This window comes from Pantoea sp. ABR1s, from assembly GCF_057812235.1.
Genome location: NZ_CM173823.1, coordinates 2,947,423 through 2,967,828 on the forward strand (window position 1 = coordinate 2,947,423; position 20,406 = coordinate 2,967,828).

21 protein-coding genes are annotated in these 20,406 nt (G+C 55.8%); 5 read left to right on the forward strand and 16 right to left on the reverse strand.

All coding sequences use genetic code 11. The annotated features are described in order from the left end of the window. Positions 1 to 179: 179 nt before the first annotated feature. The 11 genes from nei to ACXKZD_RS13935 all read right to left on the reverse strand — a co-directional run bounded on the left by nei (position 180) and on the right by ACXKZD_RS13935 (position 9,408). The gene (nei, locus tag ACXKZD_RS13885) at positions 180 to 968 is read right to left on the reverse strand and encodes an endonuclease VIII (protein WP_010671297.1); all 789 of its coding nucleotides are present in this window, start codon (positions 966 to 968) and stop codon (positions 180 to 182) included. 11 nt (positions 969 to 979) lie between these two features. After that, positions 980 to 1,627: a pyroglutamyl-peptidase I gene (gene pcp, locus ACXKZD_RS13890; RefSeq protein WP_033756900.1), complete on the reverse strand. Its 648-nt coding sequence runs from the start codon at positions 1,625 to 1,627 to the stop codon at positions 980 to 982. A 6-nt stretch (positions 1,628 to 1,633) separates the two neighbouring features. After that, a complete protein-coding gene (locus tag ACXKZD_RS13895) occupies positions 1,634 to 2,650 on the reverse strand; it encodes a DUF979 domain-containing protein (protein WP_488981685.1) in 1,017 nt (338 codons plus the stop codon). After that, a complete protein-coding gene (locus ACXKZD_RS13900) occupies positions 2,650 to 3,378 on the reverse strand; it encodes a DUF969 domain-containing protein (protein ID WP_010671295.1) in 729 nt (242 codons plus the stop codon). Before ACXKZD_RS13900 ends, ACXKZD_RS13895 begins: the two co-directional genes overlap by 1 nt. A gap of 53 nt (positions 3,379 to 3,431) precedes the next feature. Then, positions 3,432 to 4,169, reverse strand: coding sequence for a 5-oxoprolinase subunit PxpA (pxpA, locus tag ACXKZD_RS13905; RefSeq protein ID WP_010260713.1), 738 nt, complete (start codon positions 4,167 to 4,169; stop codon positions 3,432 to 3,434). Continuing rightward, positions 4,159 to 5,088, reverse strand: a complete 930-nt coding sequence (gene pxpC / locus ACXKZD_RS13910) for a 5-oxoprolinase subunit PxpC (protein ID WP_488981686.1) — start codon at positions 5,086 to 5,088, stop codon at positions 4,159 to 4,161. The genes pxpA and pxpC overlap by 11 nt, the downstream gene beginning before the upstream one ends. Then, complete coding sequence (pxpB, locus tag ACXKZD_RS13915; protein ID WP_122459049.1) at positions 5,082 to 5,738, reverse strand: 5-oxoprolinase subunit PxpB; 657 nt, start codon at positions 5,736 to 5,738, stop codon at positions 5,082 to 5,084. The genes pxpC and pxpB overlap by 7 nt, the downstream gene beginning before the upstream one ends. A gap of 159 nt (positions 5,739 to 5,897) precedes the next feature. Beyond that, entirely contained in the window at positions 5,898 to 6,641 is a 744-nt protein-coding gene (locus ACXKZD_RS13920; RefSeq protein WP_488981687.1) for a type 2 GTP cyclohydrolase I, read from the reverse strand. Between the two features lie 18 nt (positions 6,642 to 6,659). Beyond that, a complete protein-coding gene (gene phrB / locus ACXKZD_RS13925; protein WP_346448839.1) occupies positions 6,660 to 8,084 on the reverse strand; it encodes a deoxyribodipyrimidine photo-lyase in 1,425 nt (474 codons plus the stop codon). Positions 8,085 to 8,096: 12 nt separating this feature from the next. Then, on the reverse strand, positions 8,097 to 9,053 hold the full coding sequence (locus tag ACXKZD_RS13930) for a YbgA family protein (protein ID WP_010260698.1): 957 nt from the start codon (positions 9,051 to 9,053) through the stop codon (positions 8,097 to 8,099). Between the two features lie 154 nt (positions 9,054 to 9,207). After that, the gene (locus ACXKZD_RS13935) at positions 9,208 to 9,408 is read right to left on the reverse strand and encodes a DUF2517 family protein (RefSeq protein ID WP_010671290.1); all 201 of its coding nucleotides are present in this window, start codon (positions 9,406 to 9,408) and stop codon (positions 9,208 to 9,210) included. Between the two features lie 257 nt (positions 9,409 to 9,665). Here ACXKZD_RS13935 and kdpE point away from each other — a divergent pair, with 257 nt between their 5' ends. Next, a complete protein-coding gene (gene kdpE, locus ACXKZD_RS13940; RefSeq protein WP_010260694.1) occupies positions 9,666 to 10,340 on the forward strand; it encodes a two-component system response regulator KdpE in 675 nt (224 codons plus the stop codon). 272 nt (positions 10,341 to 10,612) lie between these two features. Here the strand turns inward: kdpE and pgm are convergent, their stop codons facing one another. Then, complete coding sequence (pgm, locus tag ACXKZD_RS13945) at positions 10,613 to 12,253, reverse strand: phosphoglucomutase (alpha-D-glucose-1,6-bisphosphate-dependent) (RefSeq protein WP_132499465.1); 1,641 nt, start codon at positions 12,251 to 12,253, stop codon at positions 10,613 to 10,615. A 26-nt stretch (positions 12,254 to 12,279) separates the two neighbouring features. Further along, on the reverse strand, positions 12,280 to 12,828 hold the full coding sequence (gene seqA / locus ACXKZD_RS13950) for a replication initiation negative regulator SeqA (protein ID WP_010260690.1): 549 nt from the start codon (positions 12,826 to 12,828) through the stop codon (positions 12,280 to 12,282). 250 nt (positions 12,829 to 13,078) lie between these two features. Here seqA and ybfF point away from each other — a divergent pair, with 250 nt between their 5' ends. From ybfF to fur, 4 genes are all read left to right on the forward strand, one after another. After that, a complete protein-coding gene (gene ybfF, locus ACXKZD_RS13955; protein WP_187499861.1) occupies positions 13,079 to 13,843 on the forward strand; it encodes an esterase in 765 nt (254 codons plus the stop codon). 168 nt (positions 13,844 to 14,011) lie between these two features. Beyond that, positions 14,012 to 14,287, forward strand: coding sequence for a LexA regulated protein (gene ybfE, locus ACXKZD_RS13960; RefSeq protein ID WP_010260688.1), 276 nt, complete (start codon positions 14,012 to 14,014; stop codon positions 14,285 to 14,287). Between the two features lie 132 nt (positions 14,288 to 14,419). After that, complete coding sequence (fldA, locus tag ACXKZD_RS13965; protein ID WP_010260687.1) at positions 14,420 to 14,950, forward strand: flavodoxin FldA; 531 nt, start codon at positions 14,420 to 14,422, stop codon at positions 14,948 to 14,950. A gap of 348 nt (positions 14,951 to 15,298) precedes the next feature. Beyond that, positions 15,299 to 15,742, forward strand: coding sequence for a ferric iron uptake transcriptional regulator (gene fur / locus ACXKZD_RS13970; RefSeq protein ID WP_009091454.1), 444 nt, complete (start codon positions 15,299 to 15,301; stop codon positions 15,740 to 15,742). Positions 15,743 to 15,813: 71 nt separating this feature from the next. On the opposite strand, the gene ACXKZD_RS13975 is transcribed toward fur, so the two are convergent. The 3 genes from ACXKZD_RS13975 to nagE form a co-directional block, all read right to left on the reverse strand. Continuing rightward, positions 15,814 to 16,209 carry a hypothetical protein gene (locus tag ACXKZD_RS13975; RefSeq protein WP_010260686.1) on the reverse strand — a complete coding sequence of 132 codons (396 nt, stop codon included), beginning with the start codon at positions 16,207 to 16,209 and terminating at the stop codon, positions 15,814 to 15,816. A gap of 235 nt (positions 16,210 to 16,444) precedes the next feature. Beyond that, positions 16,445 to 18,112 (reverse strand): glutamine--tRNA ligase, encoded by a 1,668-nt coding sequence (gene glnS / locus ACXKZD_RS13980; protein WP_010671287.1) that lies wholly within the window; start codon positions 18,110 to 18,112, stop codon positions 16,445 to 16,447. Positions 18,113 to 18,264: 152 nt separating this feature from the next. Then, positions 18,265 to 20,292, reverse strand: a complete 2,028-nt coding sequence (gene nagE, locus ACXKZD_RS13985) for an N-acetylglucosamine-specific PTS transporter subunit IIBC (RefSeq protein ID WP_031293061.1) — start codon at positions 20,290 to 20,292, stop codon at positions 18,265 to 18,267. Positions 20,293 to 20,406 lie beyond the last annotated feature (114 nt).

The window sequence follows — 20,406 nt, forward strand, 5'->3', positions numbered from 1 at the left end:
CGTTGCCGGGCCAACGCGTTGCGTTGTTCAAAAACGCTCCCGGCGTTTTTGTCCATGGCGCGGGACGCTTTCCTCTTCTGACCATGTTCTCTGCGCGTTAAGCTATTTTATTGCTGTAAGATTCACACGGGTTTGACTCTGTCAGCCGTAAGAGCATTTTACCCTTTTGACTTTACTGTCTATCTCTGACAACCCGGACACCAGTAAAAAGGCCGTGATGAGAGCGTGCCCTTCTCAATCACCGTGCCGCAGCGTCGGCATTTTTTGCCCTGCCGATGAAAAACCTCAAACTGAAACGCCGCTTCCTCATGATATTTCTTCATGGTTCCACGCATCCGATAGGCATGGCGCGGCACCGACAGCAGCGCTTCGCTGAAAGCAGTCAGCTGATCGTTACTGAGATCCTGCGCCCGATGATTTGGCAGCAACTGCGCCAGCCACAGAATCTCGGCACGCAGGTAGTTTCCCAGCCCGGCCAGAAAAGCCTGATCCAGCAGCAGACCACTGAACTGCCGCCGCCGGAAACGGGGTGACAGCAGCCGCTCTTTCACCTCTTCCACTGTCAGCGCGCTGTTCAGCACATCCGGCCCGATACGATTAAGAAACGGATGTGCCGCCAGCGTATCCGCATTAAGCAGCTCAATATCAGAGGCGCTGTAGAGCAGAATCGCTTTGCCCGCCGTCGCCAGTCGCACCCGCAACTGACGGGTGGAATTCAGTTCGGTGTCGGGTTTTACAATGCGCCAGACACCATAAAGCTGGTTATGGCTGTAGAGCGTCAGGCCATTGCTGAAATGAGTCAGCAGCGCTTTACCCCGCGTCTCAATCGCATTAACCTGCTCACCAATCAATGCCGGTTCATAGGTTTTGAGCTGAGGAAACGCGAACCACGCTTCCGTTAACGGCTGACCCACAATGGCGTCTTCAAGTTTATCCGCCACGCGGCGAATTTCCGGTCCTTCAGGCATCGTTCATCCTCTTAATGGGTGGCGCCGCCAGCCTGTCTGATATCCTCGCCGGTCTCCAGCGTGAGCTTTACCGCAATTTCCAGCGCCTGAATAATGGACGCCAGCGCCATGCTCGGTGCGCCCGGATGCTGCGCCGCCTGTTCAGGCAGATAAGGAATATGGATAAAGCCTCCCCGCACCGGACTGTCATGCTGCTCAAGCCAGTGCAGCAGGCCGTACATTACGCGGTTGCAGGTAAAGGTGCCCGCCGTTTGCGACACTGAAGCGGGGATCCCCGCTTCCCGCACCGCCGCCACAATCGCTTTGATGGGCAGACGGGAAAAATAGGCTGCCGGGCCACCTGCTACAACGGGCTCATCTACCGGCTGATGACCAGCGTTGTCCGGGATACGGGCGTCATCGACATTAATACCAATACGTTCAACGGTAATGTCGCTTCGCCCGCCCGCCTGCCCCACCGACAGAATCGCATCCGGTTTCACCTCTTCCAGCGCCTGATTCAGCACCCTGAGTACGTCGCTGAATACCACCGGCAACTGGCGGATAACTATCGTCGCCCCGCTAATCTGTTTACCTTCCAGCGCGCGCACCGCTTCCCATGAAGGGTTAATCGTTTCACCGCCAAAAGGTTCAAAGGCGGTCATCAGGACAGTTTTCATGCAACCTCACAGGAACATCAGGAAATAGAGCAGGAAAATATTAACGATTAACAGTAGCACACCGGTCGGAATCTGAGCCTTGATCACCGCGTTACGATCGGGCAGTTCCAGCAGCGCTGCCGGGACGATATTGAAGTTGGCCGCCATCGGCGTCATCAGCGTGCCGCAATAGCCGGAGAACATGCCAATTGCCGCCATCACTGCCGGATTTCCGCCGTGCTGCAACACCAGAATCGGGATGCCGACGCCTGCGGTGATAATCGGAAACGCCGCAAAAGCATTACCCATGATCATGGTTAACAGCGCCATCCCGACGGCATAGACGGTGACCGCGACAAAGCGATTATCTACCGCCAGCCAGGTTTCTGTCAGATGCGAAATGGCGCTGCCCACGCCCGCGCTGGTAAACAGCAGCCCCAGGGTGGCGAGGATCTGCGGCAGGATAAAGGCCCAGCCAATCGAATCCAGCAGGCGACGGGTCTCCTGCATCGACTGCACCGGTTTCTCGTGGGTCAGTTTTAACGCCACCAGCCAGCCAATCACGCAACCGACCATCATTGAAAACAGCGTCACCAGCGTGGCGTGGTTACCGGGGCCGAACACCGCATCCTGCAAACCGGGAATATGGTTAAACGCCAGCACACCGGCCACGGTCACGACCGGAATCGACAGTGCAGGCAGAAACAGTTTATTGCGCAGACGCAGCGCACTGGCCTGTTTCTCTTCATCGCTGCGCTGATGATAGCGACCCAGCCTGACACCGCCAAACCCGGCAATCAGCGCCATCACCACCACAATGACACCGATGCCGATGTGCAGCATACGGGTGCCCGCCGCATCTGACCCCATCCAGGCGCTCATCAGTTGCGTCGTCCAGTCACCGACCAGAAAAACCAGGCCATACAAGGCCCAGAACAGTCCGGTGGTAAAGCGACGTGGATTCGCGCTGTCACGCCAGGAAAGCACCGCCACCACCAGCAGGATAATGCCCGCCAGCCACATCAGATATTGTTGCTGGAACATTACTCACCTCCTTTGGCTTTCAGCGCCTGACGGTTCAGCTGCTGCAGCTCTCGCGCCAGTTGCCGATCCAGCCGCACCAGACGTGCCGAGTGGATCAGGAACGCGGCGACGGCAGTCGGAATGCCCCATAAGGCGATGTGCAGCGGTTCGGTCTGAATCCCGGCTGACTCCTGCATAAAGTTGTGCATAAAGATAATCGCGCCAAACGCCACGAAGATATCCTCACCAAAGAAGAGGCCGACATTATCGGTCGCCGCTGACATCGCGCGCAGCCGATGGCGCAGCTCAGGTGAGATCTCGCCATAGCGGCTTTCAGTTGCTCCTTCCGCCATCGGTGCCAGCAACGGACGCACCATCTGCGGATGTCCGCCGAGACTGGTTAACCCCAGCGCGGCGGTGATTTCGCGCACAAACAGGTAGACGATCAGCAGCCGTCCGGCGGTTGCCGTTTTGATCTGTGCAATCCACGCCTGCGCCCGCTCTTTCAGTCCGTGACGCTCCAGCAGGCCAATGACAGCCAGCGGCAGCAGCAGGATCAGTGGCAGGTTGCGGGTGTTGAGAAAACCTGCCCCGAGCTTTTCCAGAATGTCCGCCAGCGGCATCATCGCGGCCAGACCGGTCACAAACCCGGCGACAATCACCACCAGCACCGGATTGAACCGTAACAGGAAGCCGACGACGATGGCGGCGATGCCCAGTAATGGCCAGAGATTTACTGCACTATCCATGGATTTCCCTCAGAGTTGAAAAACCCGGCATACGCCGGGCTAAGTGTGGTTATTCAGTTGCTGGTGACACGAATCTGCTGATCGGCAAACGCATCACGCAACCGCTGTGCAAATTGCAGGGCGTGCGCGCCGTCGCCATGTAAGCAGACGGTCTGTGCATTTACCGCTACCCATTCTCCGGTGATACTTTTAACTTTGCCCTGCTGCACCATCGTCAGCGTCTGACTGATAGCCTGCTGTTCATCTTCAATCAGCGCGCCCGGCTCGCTGCGCGGCACCAGCGCACCGCTGCTGAGATAGCCCCGGTCGGCGAACACCTCTTCCCGCGTGCGTAAGCCGTAGTGCGCCGCCGCACGAATCGATTCGCTGTTAGCCAGTCCCACCACAATCAGCTGGCTGTCGACCGCCCTGATGGCGCGGGCAATGGCATCCGCCAGCACCGGATCGGCCGCAGCCTGGTTGTAGAGCATGCCGTGCGGTTTAACATGAAGCAGCCGCGCACCTTCGCTTTCCGCCAGACTTTTCAGCGCACCAATCTGGTAGATCATCTGGGCGTAGACCGTTTCCGGCGGCAGCTGCATGGCGCTGCGGCCAAAGTTCTCCCGATCGGGAAAAGCGGGATGTGCACCAATCGCGACGCCGGATGCCTGTGCCCAGCGCACCGACTGCAGCATGGTCTGCGCATCACCTGCGTGAAAGCCACAGGCGATGTTGGCGGAACTCACCAGTTGCAGCAGCGCCTGATCGCTGGCGCAGCCCTCGCCCAGGTCGGCGTTTAAATCAATTTTCATTGAGTCCCCACTTCATCTGGTCCAGGGCGCGTTGCTGATGCTGACGTGCCAGCATCGCTTCTGGCAGGGTGCAGTGAATAAAGTGAATCGGCTCACCCAGCCGGATTTGCGCCAGGTGATAGAGATCGGCTTCGATAACCGAGGCGATGCGCGGATAGCCGCCGGTGGTCTGGGCATCCGCCATCAGCACGATAGGCTGTCCGTTCGGCGGCACCTGAATCACACCCGGCATCACGCCGTGTGACAGCAGCTCGCGCGGGCTCTCGCGCTCAAGCTTGCGTCCCTCAAGCCGGTATCCCATCCGGTTACTTTGCGGGCTGAGTTTCCATGCGGTACGCCAGAATGCCTGCTGCGCTTCGCGGCTGAACTCGTGATACTCCGGGCCAGGTAGTGCGCGGATGCGGTTGCCCCACAGCAGTTGCCGCACCCCGACTTTACAGTCAAACGTGCGGGTCGGTTTACCCAGCGGGAGCTGATCGCCATCCTGCAAGGCTCGCCCCTGAAATCCGCCAAATTTTGCTTTTAGATCGGTGCTGGCGGAGCCGAGCATCGCGGGGATATCAAAACCGCCCTGCACTGCCAGATAGCTGCGCATACCGCGCCGCGGCATCGCCAGTGACAGGAGCTGCCCCCGTTTCACCGGCGTGCGCCAGCCCGTCCAGACCGGCTGGCCGTCAAGCTCCGCATGGCAGCCTGCGCCGGTCAGCGCAAACCAGCCATCGCGGGTAAACTCCGCTTTGAACTGGCCGAGCACCATCTCCAGCACCGCGCTGTCGGGATCATTGCCCACCAGCACATTGGCGGTGAACATCGCGGGATGATCCAGCACACCACCAGGGCTGATGCCATACTGACGCCAGCCGTAACGGCCCGCATCCTGAATAGTCGCGGCCAGGCCGGCTCGCAGAATGTTTAACATACGCCCTCCTGTTGCGGCACAAAGCGAACCCTGTCACCGGGACGGAGCAGCGTGGGCGGTTGCTGCAGGGGATCAAACAGCGCGGTGCGCGTCTGGCCAATCAACTGCCAGCCGCCGGGCGAAGCCAGCGGATAGACGCCGGTCTGGCTGCCGCCGATGCCCACCGAGCCGGCGGGCACCGCAACCCTGGGCTCAGCACGCCGCGGAATGTGCAGGCGCGGATTCAGTCCGCCCAGATAGGGAAAACCGGGCTGAAAGCCGATAAAAAAGACCACATAGTCACTGCTGCTGTGCAGCTCAACCACCTGACGGGGCGTCAGCGCGGCGTGTTCCGCCACCACCGTCAGATCGGGGCCAGACTCGCCGCCATAGATCACCGGGATCTCCACCTGACGCGACTCCGGCAACTGCGCTTCACTCTCTTCCCACCAGCGCTGGAGCCGCTCTATCGCGTCCAGCGCGCTCTGCTGGGGATCACGCAGAATCAGGGTGATGTTGTTCATGCCGGGGATCACCTCCAGCACGCTGGCATAGTCGTGCAGGCGCTGATTCAGTCCCCAGATTCGTTGCTGGCTCTCCAGTGAGACCGGCGGTTCCAGCTCCAGCACGACAGCGCGTTCACCCAATAAATAACACCGTGCTCGTTGCAACAGCTACCTCCCGCTCAGTTGAGATCGCGCCTGGCCGACCTGACCGGATGCCCGGTGCAACCCATTGCTTATCTACGTAAAGCAAACAGTTATGCGAAAGTGACAGGGATGTGTCAACAGATTTAGGTCCTGCGCAGGCGCGCAGGACAAGGGAGAGTGTCAGGCAGGATTAGGGATATCGATGAAGGTCACATCAAGATCGTGGTGTTGCGCCAGCCAGTCGCCCAGCGCTTTTACGCCGCCGCGCTCGGTGGCGTGATGGCCTGCGGCAAAGAAATGCAGCCCCTGCTCACGCGCGCTGTGAATAGTCTGTTCAGAGACTTCACCGGTGATAAAGGCATCGACGCCCGCCGCAGCCGCCTGGTCGATAAAGCCCTGCCCGCCCCCGCTGCACCAGGCAATACGACGGATCAGCGCTGGCGCGTTGTCACCACAATGCAGGGGTTCACGTCCCAGCCTCTCACCGATTCGGCGGGCCAGCTGTTCGCCGGACAGGGGCTCAGCCAGCTCACCCCAGAACACCAGCGGCATCACTTCGCCGCGCACTTCGATATCCAGCAGTTTCGCCAGCTGGGCGTTGTTGCCTAATTCAGGATGCGCGTCGAGCGGCAGATGCCAGCCATAGAGATTGATATCGTTGGCCAGCAGAGTCCGCAGACGACGGCGCTTCATGCCCTTAATCGTGGCCGGTTCACTTTTCCAGAAATAGCCATGATGGACAATAATCGCATCGGCCTGACGCGCCACCGCCTCATCCAGCAGCGCCTGACAGGCAGTGACGCCGGTGATAATCGTTTTGATCTCGCAGCGTCCCTCAACCTGCAAACCGTTGGGGGCGTAATCGCTGAAACTGTGGCTATCGAGTTGCTGATTGATCAGCGTCTCTAATTCGTAATGGTTCATTCAGGCTCCTTCGAGGCCTCAGGCTGCGCTTTTGGCGCGCTCAAAGGCGTCTAATGTCTTTTTGCGTGCCACCTTATGATCCACGATTGGTGCCGGATAATCGAGTTTCTTATGATGCTTCTCCGCCCAGACATGGGGCTGGTGAATATCGCTGTCAGGCACCCCGGCCAGTTCCGGCAGATAGTGACGGATAAAATCCCCCTTCTCATCGAAGCGCTCGCCCTGCGTGGTCGGGTTAAAGATGCGGAAATAGGGCGCCGCGTCCGTGCCGGTCGAGGCCGCCCACTGCCAGCCGCCGTTGTTCGCAGCCAGGTCACCATCAATCAGCTGCTGCATGAAATAGCGTTCACCTTCACGCCAGTCGATCAGCAGATCTTTGACCAGGAAACTGGCGGTGATCATCCGTAAGCGGTTGTGCATCCAGCCCAGCGCCTTCATCTGACGCATTGCGGCATCGACAATCGGATAGCCGGTTTTACCCGCTTTCCACGCGTCGAAATGTGCGTCGTTACGCTGCCATTCAACGTTTCGCGTCCAGTCGATAAACGGCTTGTGTCGGCACAGCGCCGGCCAGGCAACCAGCAGATGACGATAGAATTCACGCCAGATCAGCTCGTTCAGCCAGGTGAACGCGCGGCTGTTGTCCAGCGCATCGGGATGTTCATGCAGCACGCGATGCAGGCACTGACGTGGCGACAGTACGCCGGTCGCCAGATAAACCGACAGACGGCTGGTGGCGTCCAGCGCCGGAAGGTCGCGCTTAGCGGGATAGTCGATAACCGGTTGCGTGGCGAAATGGCGCAACCGCTTCAGCGCCGCCGCTTCGCCTGGCGGAAACAGATTCTGATCAAAGGCTTCGGTTGGATAGTCAAAGGCGGGAATCGGGGAGGCTTTCAGCGGTGCGCCTTCGCGCGCTTTCGGCGCAGGCACGCACTCAGGCAGCCCCTGCTGTAAGCGGCGGACAAAGGCTTTGCTGAACGGGGTAAATACCTTATACATCGAGCGATCGCCGCTCTGCACACTGCCGGGCGGCAGCAACAGGCTGTCATCAAAGCCCTGGCAAATCACGCCCGCTTCGTCGAGACGCTTTTCAGCCTCCGCATCGCGCTGGCGTTCATTAACTTCATACTGGTAATTATAGAAGAGCTGATCGACCTGCTGCTTAGCGCAGAACTGCACCAGCGCATCAATACTGTCGCTGAAGGCGTGACACGCCTGGTAGTGCAGTTCAATGCCCCGCTCCGCCAGCGCACGCTGCACCTGCAACAGACTGGCGTGGATAAACGCCGCCTGCTTCGGTGACATGTCATGCTGCTGCCACTGTGCTGGCGTGGCAAGGTAGAGCGCAATCACTTTTGCATCGCTGTCGCGGCAGGCGGCGTGCAGCGCCAGATTGTCGTTGACGCGTAAATCGTTACGCAGCCAGACCAGATGGGTGGTCATACTCCTCCTGTATTACTGTCCGTAGCGTAAGCACAAGGCTTCGGGATAGGGATCGAAATAGCGTTGCTGGGCCAGCCACGGGTGCGGGTACTCCGCCATGTAGTGTTTGAGAATGGTAATCGGCACCAGCAGCGGTTGTGTGCCCTGACGATAGCGGTCAATCAGCGTTGCCAGTTCCTGGCGCTGCGGTGAACTCAGGTGAGTGCGGAAGTAGCCCTGCACATGCATCAGCACATTGGTGTGATTGCGACGTGAGGCGGGACGTGACATCAGTTCCATCATGCGATTGCGGTACTCAAAGGCAAAGGCGTCCAGCGACTCCCACTGGCTCATGGAGGCGACAAAGGGTCCCAGCTCGCGGTATTTCTCCTGCGAATGCGCCAGCATCATCAGCTTGTAACGGCTGTGGAAGGCGATCAGTCCCTGCCGGGTCAGACCGCTTTCCCACATCTGATTAAATTCATGCAGCGCGCAGACACGACCGATAAAGTTCTCACGCAGGGCGGGATCGTGCAGACGACCATCTTCTTCCAGCGGCAGCCAGGGCATCTCGCGCTGCAGGAATTCAGTAAAAATACCGGTGCCTGCTTTGCGGTTATTGTTGTTATCGGGCTCATAGACCCGCACCCGCTCCATGCCACAACTGGGTGATTTGGCGCAGAGGATATAGCCACAGAGGTGATGCAGCGATTTTACCCGCTCAGCAGACCAGTCACGCATCTGCGTCGTAACCTCTTCTCCGCCATCTTTGCTGAAGCAGAGATGCAGCTCATCATCGCCCTGCTTCACCAGACGCAATGCCGGGCGCGGCGTTGGCAGACCAATCGCCATCTCAGGGCAGATGGGCTCAAAACGGACAAATGGGGTGAGATCGTCGGTCGCAAAAGTAAGACGCTTATGCCCACCATCAAATCTGACGCGGTCGCCGAGCAGGCATGCACTGATTCCAACGGGGATTTTTTTGCTCATACTTGTACAACCTCCGAAATCTTGTAGAGGTTTAAGTGTAGCGTAAAATGGTCAGGAATAAAGGGTTAAAACGGGATTCCGGATCGCTTATTCTCAGAAAAAACGCAAAAAAAAGCCCGGTCAGTTGACCAGGCCTGTTTTGCGGCAGGGGAAATCACCAGAACGCGCCACCACCCGCTTCAGCCTGCGCCAGCCAGACCGGCTTGGCGCTGGTCTTACACCAGACGCGGTGCAGATAGCTGTAGAAACGTGCCCGATCCTGTCGAAACAGCATAACAGGAAGCGCCAGTACGCCGAGAAGAACCACCAGCGTACGTCGCGCAATAATTTTATAACGTGGATAAGCCCGATACATGGTTTCTCCTCCCGGTAAGTGAAATAGTGTGAATGTGATCTGTGTTCAACTTTACGCCAGGTTGTGTAATTTTACTACTCATCTGACCACTTATTTACCGCTATTTTTGATGTTTAAGAATCAACCTGTAATTAAGTTACAAAAAGGTTACCGCTTGGTTGCGTTAGCGTTGAAAGGGCCGACAGATTATGGTCACGGACGCCAGCATAAAATGTTGATAAAGTAGCGCTTCGGTCCCCACTCAAGGCAGGTATTGCGTGACCACGGTTTTGATCGTTGAAGATGAAAAAGAGATCCGGCGCTTTGTCCGGCTGGCGCTGGAAAATGAAGCCCTTAAGGTGTTTGATGCCGATACACTGCAACGCGGACTGATTGAAGCGGCGACCCGCAAGCCGGACTTAGTGATCCTGGATCTGGGTCTGCCGGATGGAGATGGCACCGATTTCATTCGTGACCTGCGACAGTGGAGCGCCATACCGGTGATTGTGCTGTCAGCGCGCAGCGATGAGCAGGATAAGATCGCCGCACTGGATGCGGGGGCAGATGACTATCTGACTAAACCCTTTGGCATTGGCGAACTGCTGGCGCGTGTCCGGGTTGCGCTGCGTCGTCATAGTGGCCAGCAGCCGGATGCCAGGGTGACGTTCGCCGACGTCAGCGTCGATTTCGCCGCACGACGGGTACAGCGCGGCAGCAGCGAGATTCACCTTACCCCGATTGAATTTCGTCTGTTGAGTATTCTGCTTAACAATGCCGGCAAGGTGCTGACGCAGCGGCAGTTGCTGAGCCAGGTCTGGGGACCCAATGCGGTGGAGCACAGCCACTACTTGCGCATCTATATGGGACATCTGCGCCAGAAACTGGAAGCCAATCCGACACAACCGGCTCATCTGCTGACGGAAACCGGGATCGGCTATCGCTTTATGCCATAAAAAAAGGCGCCAGAGGCGCCTGAGACTGTCAACGAATTCTGGCCCGGTTCGCTGTGAGACCGAGCTTGCTCAGGAAACAGGGTCAGATCGGAAAGACGCAAAAGCCGTCATCCATGACACGCTCGGCCCACGCCATCCATGGCGTGGGACGCTTTCCTCTTCTGACCCTGTTCCCTGCGCGTTAAATAAATCCGTTGCGGTCAGATTTACCCTGATGTGAGTTTGTCAGCAGCTCTGAGGCGCGCGATGCGCCTCTTTATCTGCCTGACTAATCAGGCGTTTTTCAGCACTTCGCTGACAATCTCAACGGCTTCTTTCTCAATCTGCGCGCGGTGTTCAGCGCCCAGGAAGCTTTCACAGTAGATTTTGTAAGCGTCTTCGGTGCCTGAAGGACGAGCAGCAAACCAGCCATTCTCCGTCATCACTTTCAGACCGCCGATAGATGCACCATTACCTGGCGCGGCAGTCAGACGAGCGGTGATAGGATCACCTGCCAGCGTATCAGCGCTGACCATCTCCGGTGACAGCTTCGACAGCGCGGCTTTCTGCGCTGAGGTGGCTGATGCCTGCAGACGGTTGTAGCTTGGTGCGCCAAAGCGCGCTGCCAGTTCGTCATAGTGCTGCTGCGGGTTTTTACCGGTCACGGCAGTAATTTCAGCGGCCAGCAGACACATGATGATGCCATCTTTGTCCGTAGACCACGGCGTACCGTCGAAACGCAGGAATGAAGCGCCTGCGCTCTCTTCGCCACCGAAACCGAGGCTGCCGTCATACAGACCATCAACAAACCATTTGAAACCCACCGGCACTTCCACCAGCTTGCGACCAATGTCGTTGACCACACGGTCAATCATGGCGCTGGAGACCAGGGTTTTACCCACGGCAACATCCTGACCCCACTGTGGGCGGTGCTGGAACAGATAGTTGATCGCCACCGCCAGATAGTGGTTTGGATTCATCAGACCCGCCGGGGTCACAATGCCGTGACGGTCATAATCGGGATCGTTGCCGAACGCCAGATCGAACTTGTCACGGTAAGCCAGCAGGCCTGCCATTGCGCTTTCAGACGAGCAGTCCATGCGGACCACGCCATCTTTATCCAGATGCATAAAGCGGAAGGTCTGATCGACCGCGTCATTCACCAGCGTCAGATCCAGCTTGTAGTGCTCAGCAATACGCTGCCAGTAAGCAATACCGGAACCACCCAGTGGATCCACACCCAGCTTCAGGCCCGCTTTCTGAATCGCCGGGAAGTCGATAATCTCTGCCAGACCTTCAACATAAGGCTGGATCAGATCTTTCTCGACCACATGACCGCTGGCCATCGCCTGCTCCAGCGGCAGACGTTTCACCTCTTTCAGGCCATCTTTGATCAGTTGATTGGCACGATCTTCAACCACTTTGGTGACGTTGGTATCAGCAGGTCCGCCGTTAGGTGGGTTGTACTTGATGCCGCCATCTTCTGGTGGGTTATGCGACGGCGTAATCACGATGCCGTCAGCCAGCGCGCCACCCGCTTTGTTGTGCTCAAGAATCGCATTCGAGATCGCAGGGGTTGGCGTATAGCCATTATCCTGCTGCACAATCACATCAACGCCGTTCGCCGTCAGCACTTCCAGAACAGACAGGATGGCGGGTTCAGACAGCGCATGGGTGTCTTTACCGACGTAGCAAGGCCCGGTGATACCATTCTTTTTACGCTCTTCGGCAATCGCCTGAGCGATCGCCAGAATGTGCATCTCGTTGAAGCTTTGACGCCCTGCACTGCCGCGATGGCCTGAAGTGCCAAATTTCACCGCATGTTCCGGGTTCGCCACATCGGGCTGCAGGACATAATATTGTGACGTTAATTGTGCAACGTTAATCAAATCGCTCTGCTGGGCGGGTTGCCCGGCACGTGGGTGATTGGCCATTGGCGCTGCTCCCTGACGCTTAAGTTTTAAATGGTGCCGCAAACTTTCTCGGTCAGTTCCGCAGGGAACTGCATCGAGAGCATGATGTGTTCGATCATGCTGCATTTACGACCAGTATTGGTGTTGGTGATCACCCAGTACGGCGTGCCGGGCACATGCTTCGGCTTAGTATGGGTGCCATTCTGCAACAGCGTATGCTCATCACCTGCAAAATAGACGCGGGTGCGGCCCTGCAGAGATGCAGTAGCTTCAGCAAAGGCTGCGGTATCAAGACGATAGAGCGTTGACAAGATAAGCATAAAGCGATTCACCGCCCGCTTCTGCTCCGCATATTCATCGGAAAGCAGCAGCTCGCGCACCGCGCGGACACGATCCTGCGGGCGCGAACCCACAGACGCAGGCTGGGACTCTTTCGCTGCATCTTTTGAGGCTGGCTGTGCAGGCGAAGCGGGTGCAGTCTGACCGGCCGTGAACTTCAGCATACGACGCAGAATGTCGGATGCGCTTTCACCAATGTGTTGCGTGTGGCTGGCAATATAACGGTAGAGCTCTTCGTCAACTTCGATCGTTTTCATCTTATTCCGTACGGTTCTTTCTCATGACAGAACCACCTGTTTCCTGAAAAGCTCTGAGTATAGTCAGGCAATTCAAAGGGTGTGTGGGTTCTAACATCAGGATTATAAAGTTAAAGTCAGGCGGGTTGTTAGCAATCAAACGGTTTACGGGCAAAAGTCAGAATATGTCCTAATGCCGCCGGAACCGGCGCGCCTGAAAAGGTGAAACCATGATAACCTAAGCTCAGGTCTCAAACTTAAGAACTTTGCTATGATTTTGAACGCCCGTCTGCAAACTGAACAATCCCCTGCTGATTCTCTGCCCATCCTGCTTATTCACGGTCTGTTTGGCAGTCTCGATAACCTTGGCGTGCTGGCGCGCGGGCTGAAAGATGCCGGTCCGTTGCTGCAGGTAGATGTCCGCAACCACGGCCTTTCACCACGATCCGACGAGATGAACTACGCTGTAATGGCGCAGGATATGGTCGATACGCTGGATGCACATGGCATTGATCGCGTCGCGGTGATCGGACACTCGATGGGCGGTAAAATCGCCATGACCATGAGCGCGCTGGTGCCGGAACGCATTGAGCGCCTGGTGATGATCGATATCGCCCCGGTGGATTACCAGACGCGCCGTCATGACCAGATATTTGCCGGCATTCGTGCCGTCACCGATGCGGGCGTCTCATCCCGCAGCGAGGCGGCGAAGGTCATGCGAACGCTGATCGAGGAAGAAGGGGTGGTCCAGTTCCTGCTGAAATCCTTCCAGGAGGGGGAGTGGCGCTTCAACGTTCCGGTGCTGTGGGATAACTACACCACGATCTCTGGCTGGCAGCCGGTTCCCGCCTGGAATCACCCGGCGCTGTTTATTCGCGGCGGCGACTCCAGCTACCTGGATAACAGCTATCGCGATGCGTTGCTGCAGCAGTTCCCGGCTGCTCAGGCGCATGTGATCGGTGGCGCAGGACACTGGGTTCATGCAGAGAAACCCGATGCCGTTTTGCGCAGTGTCCGTCGCTTTTTTGCGCTTTAAAAGCAAATAGATGGCGGCAAAGGTTTAGGATTGGCGTCCGGCGTAAGCGTGAAGTATGATGGCGCGCTAAAATTTTGCCGCGGGTCAGTTTTGCTGCGGCAATGGCCAATAATTTATAATCTGCGCGGTGAGTGTCTGGCGCCCGCCCCCATTCAGTTTTACTAAGCCATGGCAAAAGAACAGACTGACCGCACGACGCTCGATCTCTTTGCTGATGAGCGCCGCCCTGGTCGACCCAAAACCAGTCCGCTTTCGCGTGATGAACAGCTGCGCATTAACAAGCGCAATCAACTGAAACGTGACAAAGGACGCGGACTTCGTCGTGTCGAACTGAAAATGAACAGTGACGCCGTCGATGCACTCAATACGCTGGCAGAACAGCGCAATCTCAGCCGTAGCGAACTGATTGAACAGATGCTACTGGCACAGCTCAAACTGGATTAATGCGGGCAAATCGCACGCAGAGGCAAATGTCGGGGCTTTAACCGTTCACCGGTTTTCTCTCGTCTGCTATTATTCGCTGAAATGTGCTGCGGCACACATCTCATCATCAGGATTTAAGAGGTTATTTTACTCATGGCACTCGTAGGCATCTTCTTCGGCAGCGATACCGGCAATACCGAAAACATTGCAAAAATGATCCAGAAACAGCTGGGTACAGATGTTGCAGAAGTCCATGACATCGCAAAAAGCACAAAAGAAGATCTGGAAGCGTTTGATATCCTGCTGCTGGGTATTCCGACCTGGTACTACGGCGAAGCGCAGTGCGACTGGGATGACTTTTTCCCGACGCTGGAAGAGATCGATTTTAACGGCAAGCTGGTTGCGCTGTTTGGCTGTGGCGACCAGGAAGATTACGCAGAGTATTTCTGTGATGCCATGGGCACGATTCGCGACATTATCGAACCGCACGGTGCCGTGATTGTCGGACACTGGCCAACTGAAGGCTATCACTTCGAAGCTTCGAAAGGCCTGGCCGATGACACCCACTTCCTGGGCCTGGCCATTGACGAAGATCGCCAGCCTGAGCTGACCAGCCAGCGTGTTGACCAATGGGTTAAGCAGATTTTTGATGAACTGCAGCTGAAAGAGATCATCGAAGCCTGATCCTGCCCGACTCAATGTGAGCGCCAGCTCACATTGAGGCAATGAAAATGCCTATAGAAATAATAGCCACATTTTTTTAACTTTCTCCGTTTAATCTGTAGAATACCCGCATCGATCTTCCGCTTATTTTCTCAGGCGGCAAGACTAAGTGATGTGCTAACAGACCTCTGTCAGAATCTTCCCCGGCCCGGTGACGAATCCCCAATAGCCCATGATGATTCAGACACGCCCTCTGGTTTTCATTTCATCGCTTCAGTTCTATAATGAGACGCAAATGAGAATGAGCACAGATCGACATTCAAGGCGATAAGCCACAAAAGTGAATATTAGTAACAGGACAAAATCCGCATGACTGACAACAACACCGCATTAAAGAAGGCTGGCCTGAAAGTAACGCTGCCCAGACTGAAAATTCTGGAAGTGCTTCAGGAACCTGAGTGCCATCACGTCAGTGCGGAAGATTTGTATAAACGCCTGATCGACATTGGCGAAGAGATTGGCCTGGCGACCGTTTACCGTGTTCTGAACCAGTTTGATGATGCCGGTATTGTGACTCGTCACAACTTTGAAGGCGGCAAGTCTGTCTTCGAACTGACGCAGCAGCATCACCACGATCACCTGATCTGCCTGGATTGCGGCAAGGTTATCGAGTTCAGCGACGAATCGATTGAAACGCGTCAGCGTGAAATCGCGACCCGCCATGGCATCAAGCTGACCAACCACAGCCTCTATCTCTATGGACACTGTACGCTGGGCGATTGCCGTGAAGACGAAACGCTGCACGACCAGTAACGCTGGCGCGGCCTGAAATAAAAAAACCGGTGAATTCACCGGTTTTTTTTCGTCTGTTTTCTGCCCTCACCTCACGCGACCAGCGTCTCCTGCAGATAGCGCCAGCGTGGAATGGAGCTGCTGCAATCCAGAATGGCCAGCGAAATGCGGCTCTGGTTATTGCCGTTCATCATCTGCATTTCGCGATACTGTACGACGATCTCTTTTTCATGATGAGAGAGAATGACATGTTCACAGGTGGCAATGCGCATCCCTTCCCGCTGCCCTTGTAATTGCTGAAAAAGATCCTCGACCTCGTTCAGATTGTACTCTTTGCCCTTTGGGGTCACCATGCGAAATTCAGGATGAAAATAGGACATCAGCAGCTGGAAACTGTCATCAGATCCGGCTGGCTGATTAAAAATACGTTCAATGAGCTGATGTAAAACGACGACACTGTGTTTGGCTTCCTGGGCGAGAACTGTCATTTTTTTTCCTTCTGTAACCCGCTTTGCAACCTCTGAGAGCGGATAGCCTACCTGAAAGCTGACAATTCACATCCTGAAATTGATTAATTTTTTTAAACTCAGATTACTCCCACAAGGCGGTATTGAACCGGTTGTGGTTAGTGCAGAATAAACGTCGGCGATGGTAAAAATCGGGGCAATAAAAAAGGGCGATAAATCACCCTTTTGTCATTTTATGAGGTCAGCCCCAAAAAATTTATTCGCCCGTTTTGGTCCAGGTATCACGAAGACCGACGGTGCGGTTAAACACCAGTTGCGTCGGTTTCGAGTAAACGCTGTCGGCGCAGAAATAACCTTCACGTTCAAACTGAAACGGTGTTGTTGGTTCCACATCGCGCAGGCTGGGTTCAACAAAGCCGTTTTTGATGGTCAGTGACTCAGGATTAATGACCGCCAGGAAATCCTCTGCAGCAGCCGGGTTTGGCACACTGAACAGACGGTCATACAGGCGGAACTCAGCTGGCTGCGCGTGATCCGCAGAAACCCAGTGAATCACGCCTTTGACTTTGCGGCCATCGGCTGGATCTTTGCTCAGCGTATCAACATCGCTGGTGCAGTAGATGCAGGTAATGTTGCCCGCTTCATCTTTGGCGACCCGCTCAGCACGAATCACATAGGCGTTACGCAGGCGGACTTCTTTGCCCAGCACCAGACGCTTATATTGTTTGTTCGCCTCTTCACGGAAATCCGCGCGATCGATCCAGATCTCGCGGCTGAACGGCACTTCACGCGTGCCCATCTCCGGTTTACCCGGATGATTTGGCATGGTGACGATTTCGCTATGGCCTGCTGGCAGGTTTTCGATCACCACTTTAAGCGGATCTAAAACCGCCATGGCGCGGGGCGCATTCTCGTTGAGATCATCGCGGATACAGGACTCCAGCGAGGCCATCTCCACGATGTTATCCTGCTTGGTCACGCCAATACGACGACAGAACTCACGGATAGAAGCGGCGGTGTAACCACGGCGACGCAGACCTGAAACGGTCAGCATGCGCGGATCGTCCCACCCTTCTACGTGCTTCTCGGTCACCAGCTGAGTGAGTTTACGTTTCGACATCACCGCATACTCCAGATTCAGGCGCGAGAATTCATACTGACGCGGATGAACCGGAATAGTGATGTTGTCCAGCACCCAGTCATAGAGACGGCGGTTGTCCTGAAACTCCAGCGTACAGAGCGAGTGCGTAATGCCTTCCAGCGCATCGGAGATGCAGTGGGTAAAGTCATACATCGGGTAGATGCACCACTTATTGCCGGTCTGGTGGTGTTCCGCGAACTTGATGCGGTAAAGCACCGGATCGCGCATCACGATGAAATTAGAGGCCATGTCGATTTTGGCGCGCAGACAGGCGGTGCCTTCGGCAAACTCACCGTTTCGCATCTTCTCAAACAGCGCCAGATTCTCTTCCACGCTGCGATCGCGATAAGGGCTGTTTTTACCCGGCTCTTTCAGGGTGCCGCGATATTCACGAATCTCATCCGGACTCAGTTCATCAACGTAGGCCAGTCCTTTGGAAATCAGCTCGATGGCATAGTTGTAGAGCTGATCGAAATAGTTTGATGAGTAACAGACCTCACCGCTCCACTCAAAACCCAGCCACTGAACGTCACGCTTGATGGATTCAACGAATTCCATATCCTCTTTAACCGGATTGGTATCGTCGAAACGCAGGTTGCATTGCCCCTGATAGTCCTGGGCGATGCCAAAATTCAGACAGATCGATTTCGCATGACCAATATGCAGATAGCCATTGGGCTCCGGCGGAAAACGGGTATGCACGCTGCTGTGCTTACCGCTCGCCAAATCTTCGTCAATGATCTGACGAATAAAGTTAGTTGGGCGGGCTTCAGCCTCACTCATCTCAAAAATCCTCAATACGAATAACGGGTGATTTGTACCACGAAGTAACGGAGTATGATCCACAAAGCGTCTGAGGGAAACAACCGTTTGTTAAGCCTTTAAAACAAAAAAGGCAGGAATCGCTTCCTGCCTGTGGGGTTCTGTTGCGGGGATTAGCCTTTCACTTCATACAGCGGGGTTTCCCCTGCTATTACCTGACCCTGTGCCAGTAAAGTCAGACCGGCGAAATCGTCGCTGTTGCTGACCACGACCGGACTCACCATTGAGCGGGCATTGGCGTTAAGGAATTCAAGGTCCATCTCCAGTACTCGCTGACCGGCGACCACGCTGGCCCCCTCTTCAACCAGACGGGTAAAGCCTTTACCTTCCAGCGCCACGGTATCCAGCCCCATGTGCACCACAATCTCCACGCCATTGTCGGTTTCCAGACAGAAGGCATGATTGGTGTTAAAGATTTTCACCAGCGTACCGGCAATCGGTGCCACTACCCATTTGTCGCTGGGCTTGATCGCCAGACCGTCGCCCACCGCTTTGCTGGCAAAGGCTTCATCCGGCACATCATCCAGCGCCACGACTTCACCGCTGACCGGCGCCAGCAGCGTGGCGATGACCTGCTTCTCACTGTTCAGCACCGCCTGCGGTTTAACGTCCGGCTCGGCCGGCGCACTGCTGGTAGCCGCTGCAGCGACCGGACCTTTGGTCAGCACTTTTTTCATGGCCGAGGCGATGCTTTCTGCCTGGGTACCCACGATGATCTGTACGCTCTGTTTGTTAAGACGGATCACACCGGACGCGCCAAGACGCTTAGCAACCGCCTCATTCACCTGCGCCGAGTCATTCACGTTAAGACGCAGACGGGTGATACAGGCATCGATGCTGGTTAAGTTAGCTGAACCACCAATCGCCCCAATGTAGCGGCGCGCCAGTGACTCTGTGGCACTTTCACCGCTATCCGTTTTATCAACGTTAACGTCATAACCATCAGTTTCATCACCATCAACCGCCAGCTCGCGGCCCGGCGTCATCAGGTTGAATTTTTTGATGGTAAAGCGGAACACCACATAATAGATAACGAAGAAGACCAGACCCTGCGGGATCAGCATGTACCAGTGTGTCGCCAGCGGATTACGGGTCGACAGCACCATATCCACCAGCCCGGCGCTGAAACCAAATCCGGCAATCCAGTGCATGCTGGCAGCGATGAAGACAGAAATACCGGTCAGGACGGCGTGGATCAGATAAAGCACGGGTGCCACGAACATGAAGGAGAACTCCAGCGGTTCGGTAATACCCGTAAAGAAGGCAGCAAACGCCGCGGCCAGCATGATACTACCCACTTTGACGCGGTTCTCAGGACGCGCACAGTGGTAGATAGCCAGCGCAGCACCCGGCAGACCAAACATCATGATCGGGAAGAAGCCCGCCTGATAACGACCGGTGATGCCGACTGTTGCCGAGCCATCAGCCAGTGACTGTGCACCGCCAAGGAATTTAGGAATGTCATTAATGCCCGCAACATCGAACCAGAACACCGAGTTCAGGGCGTGATGCAGACCGACCGGAATCAGCAGGCGGTTAAAGAAGGCGTAGATACCGGCACCGGCAGAGCCGAGCTTCTGGATATGTTCACCAAAGCCCACCAGACCGTTAAAGATAACCGGCCAGATATACATCAGGATAAAGGCGACCAGGATCATCAGGAACGAGACCAGAATCGGCACCAGTCGCCGTCCGCTGAAGAAGGAGAGTGCTTTCGGCAGCTCGACGTGGCTGAAGCGGTTATAGACCTCCGCCGACAGGATACCGACCAGAATACCGACAAACTGGTTATTAATTTTGCCAAATGCCACAGGCACCTGGTCAACCGGCATCTTCTGTATCATCGCCACCGCGGCCGGTGAGCAGAGCGTGGTGACTACCAGGAATCCGACAAAGCCGGTCAGGGCTGCCGCACCATCTTTATCTTTCGACATGCCATACGCGACACCAATCGCAAACAGCACTGACATGTTTTCAATGATGGCAGCACCCGACTTGATCAGCAATGCCGCCAGCGCATTACCTGCGCCCCAGCTGTCTGGATCGATCCAGTAGCCCACGCCCATTAATATCGCTGCTGCTGGCAGGGTTGCTACCGGCACCATCAGTGCGCGCCCCACCTTTTGTAAGTAACCTAACATATCCCCTCCCCCCTATGAGCCTGACTTGTCGCTTTGCGCTGCTTAATGTTGTTATGTCAGCTGCAAAGATCGTTAATACACTTCATATCACGCAGCGAAGTGTAATGATAAATT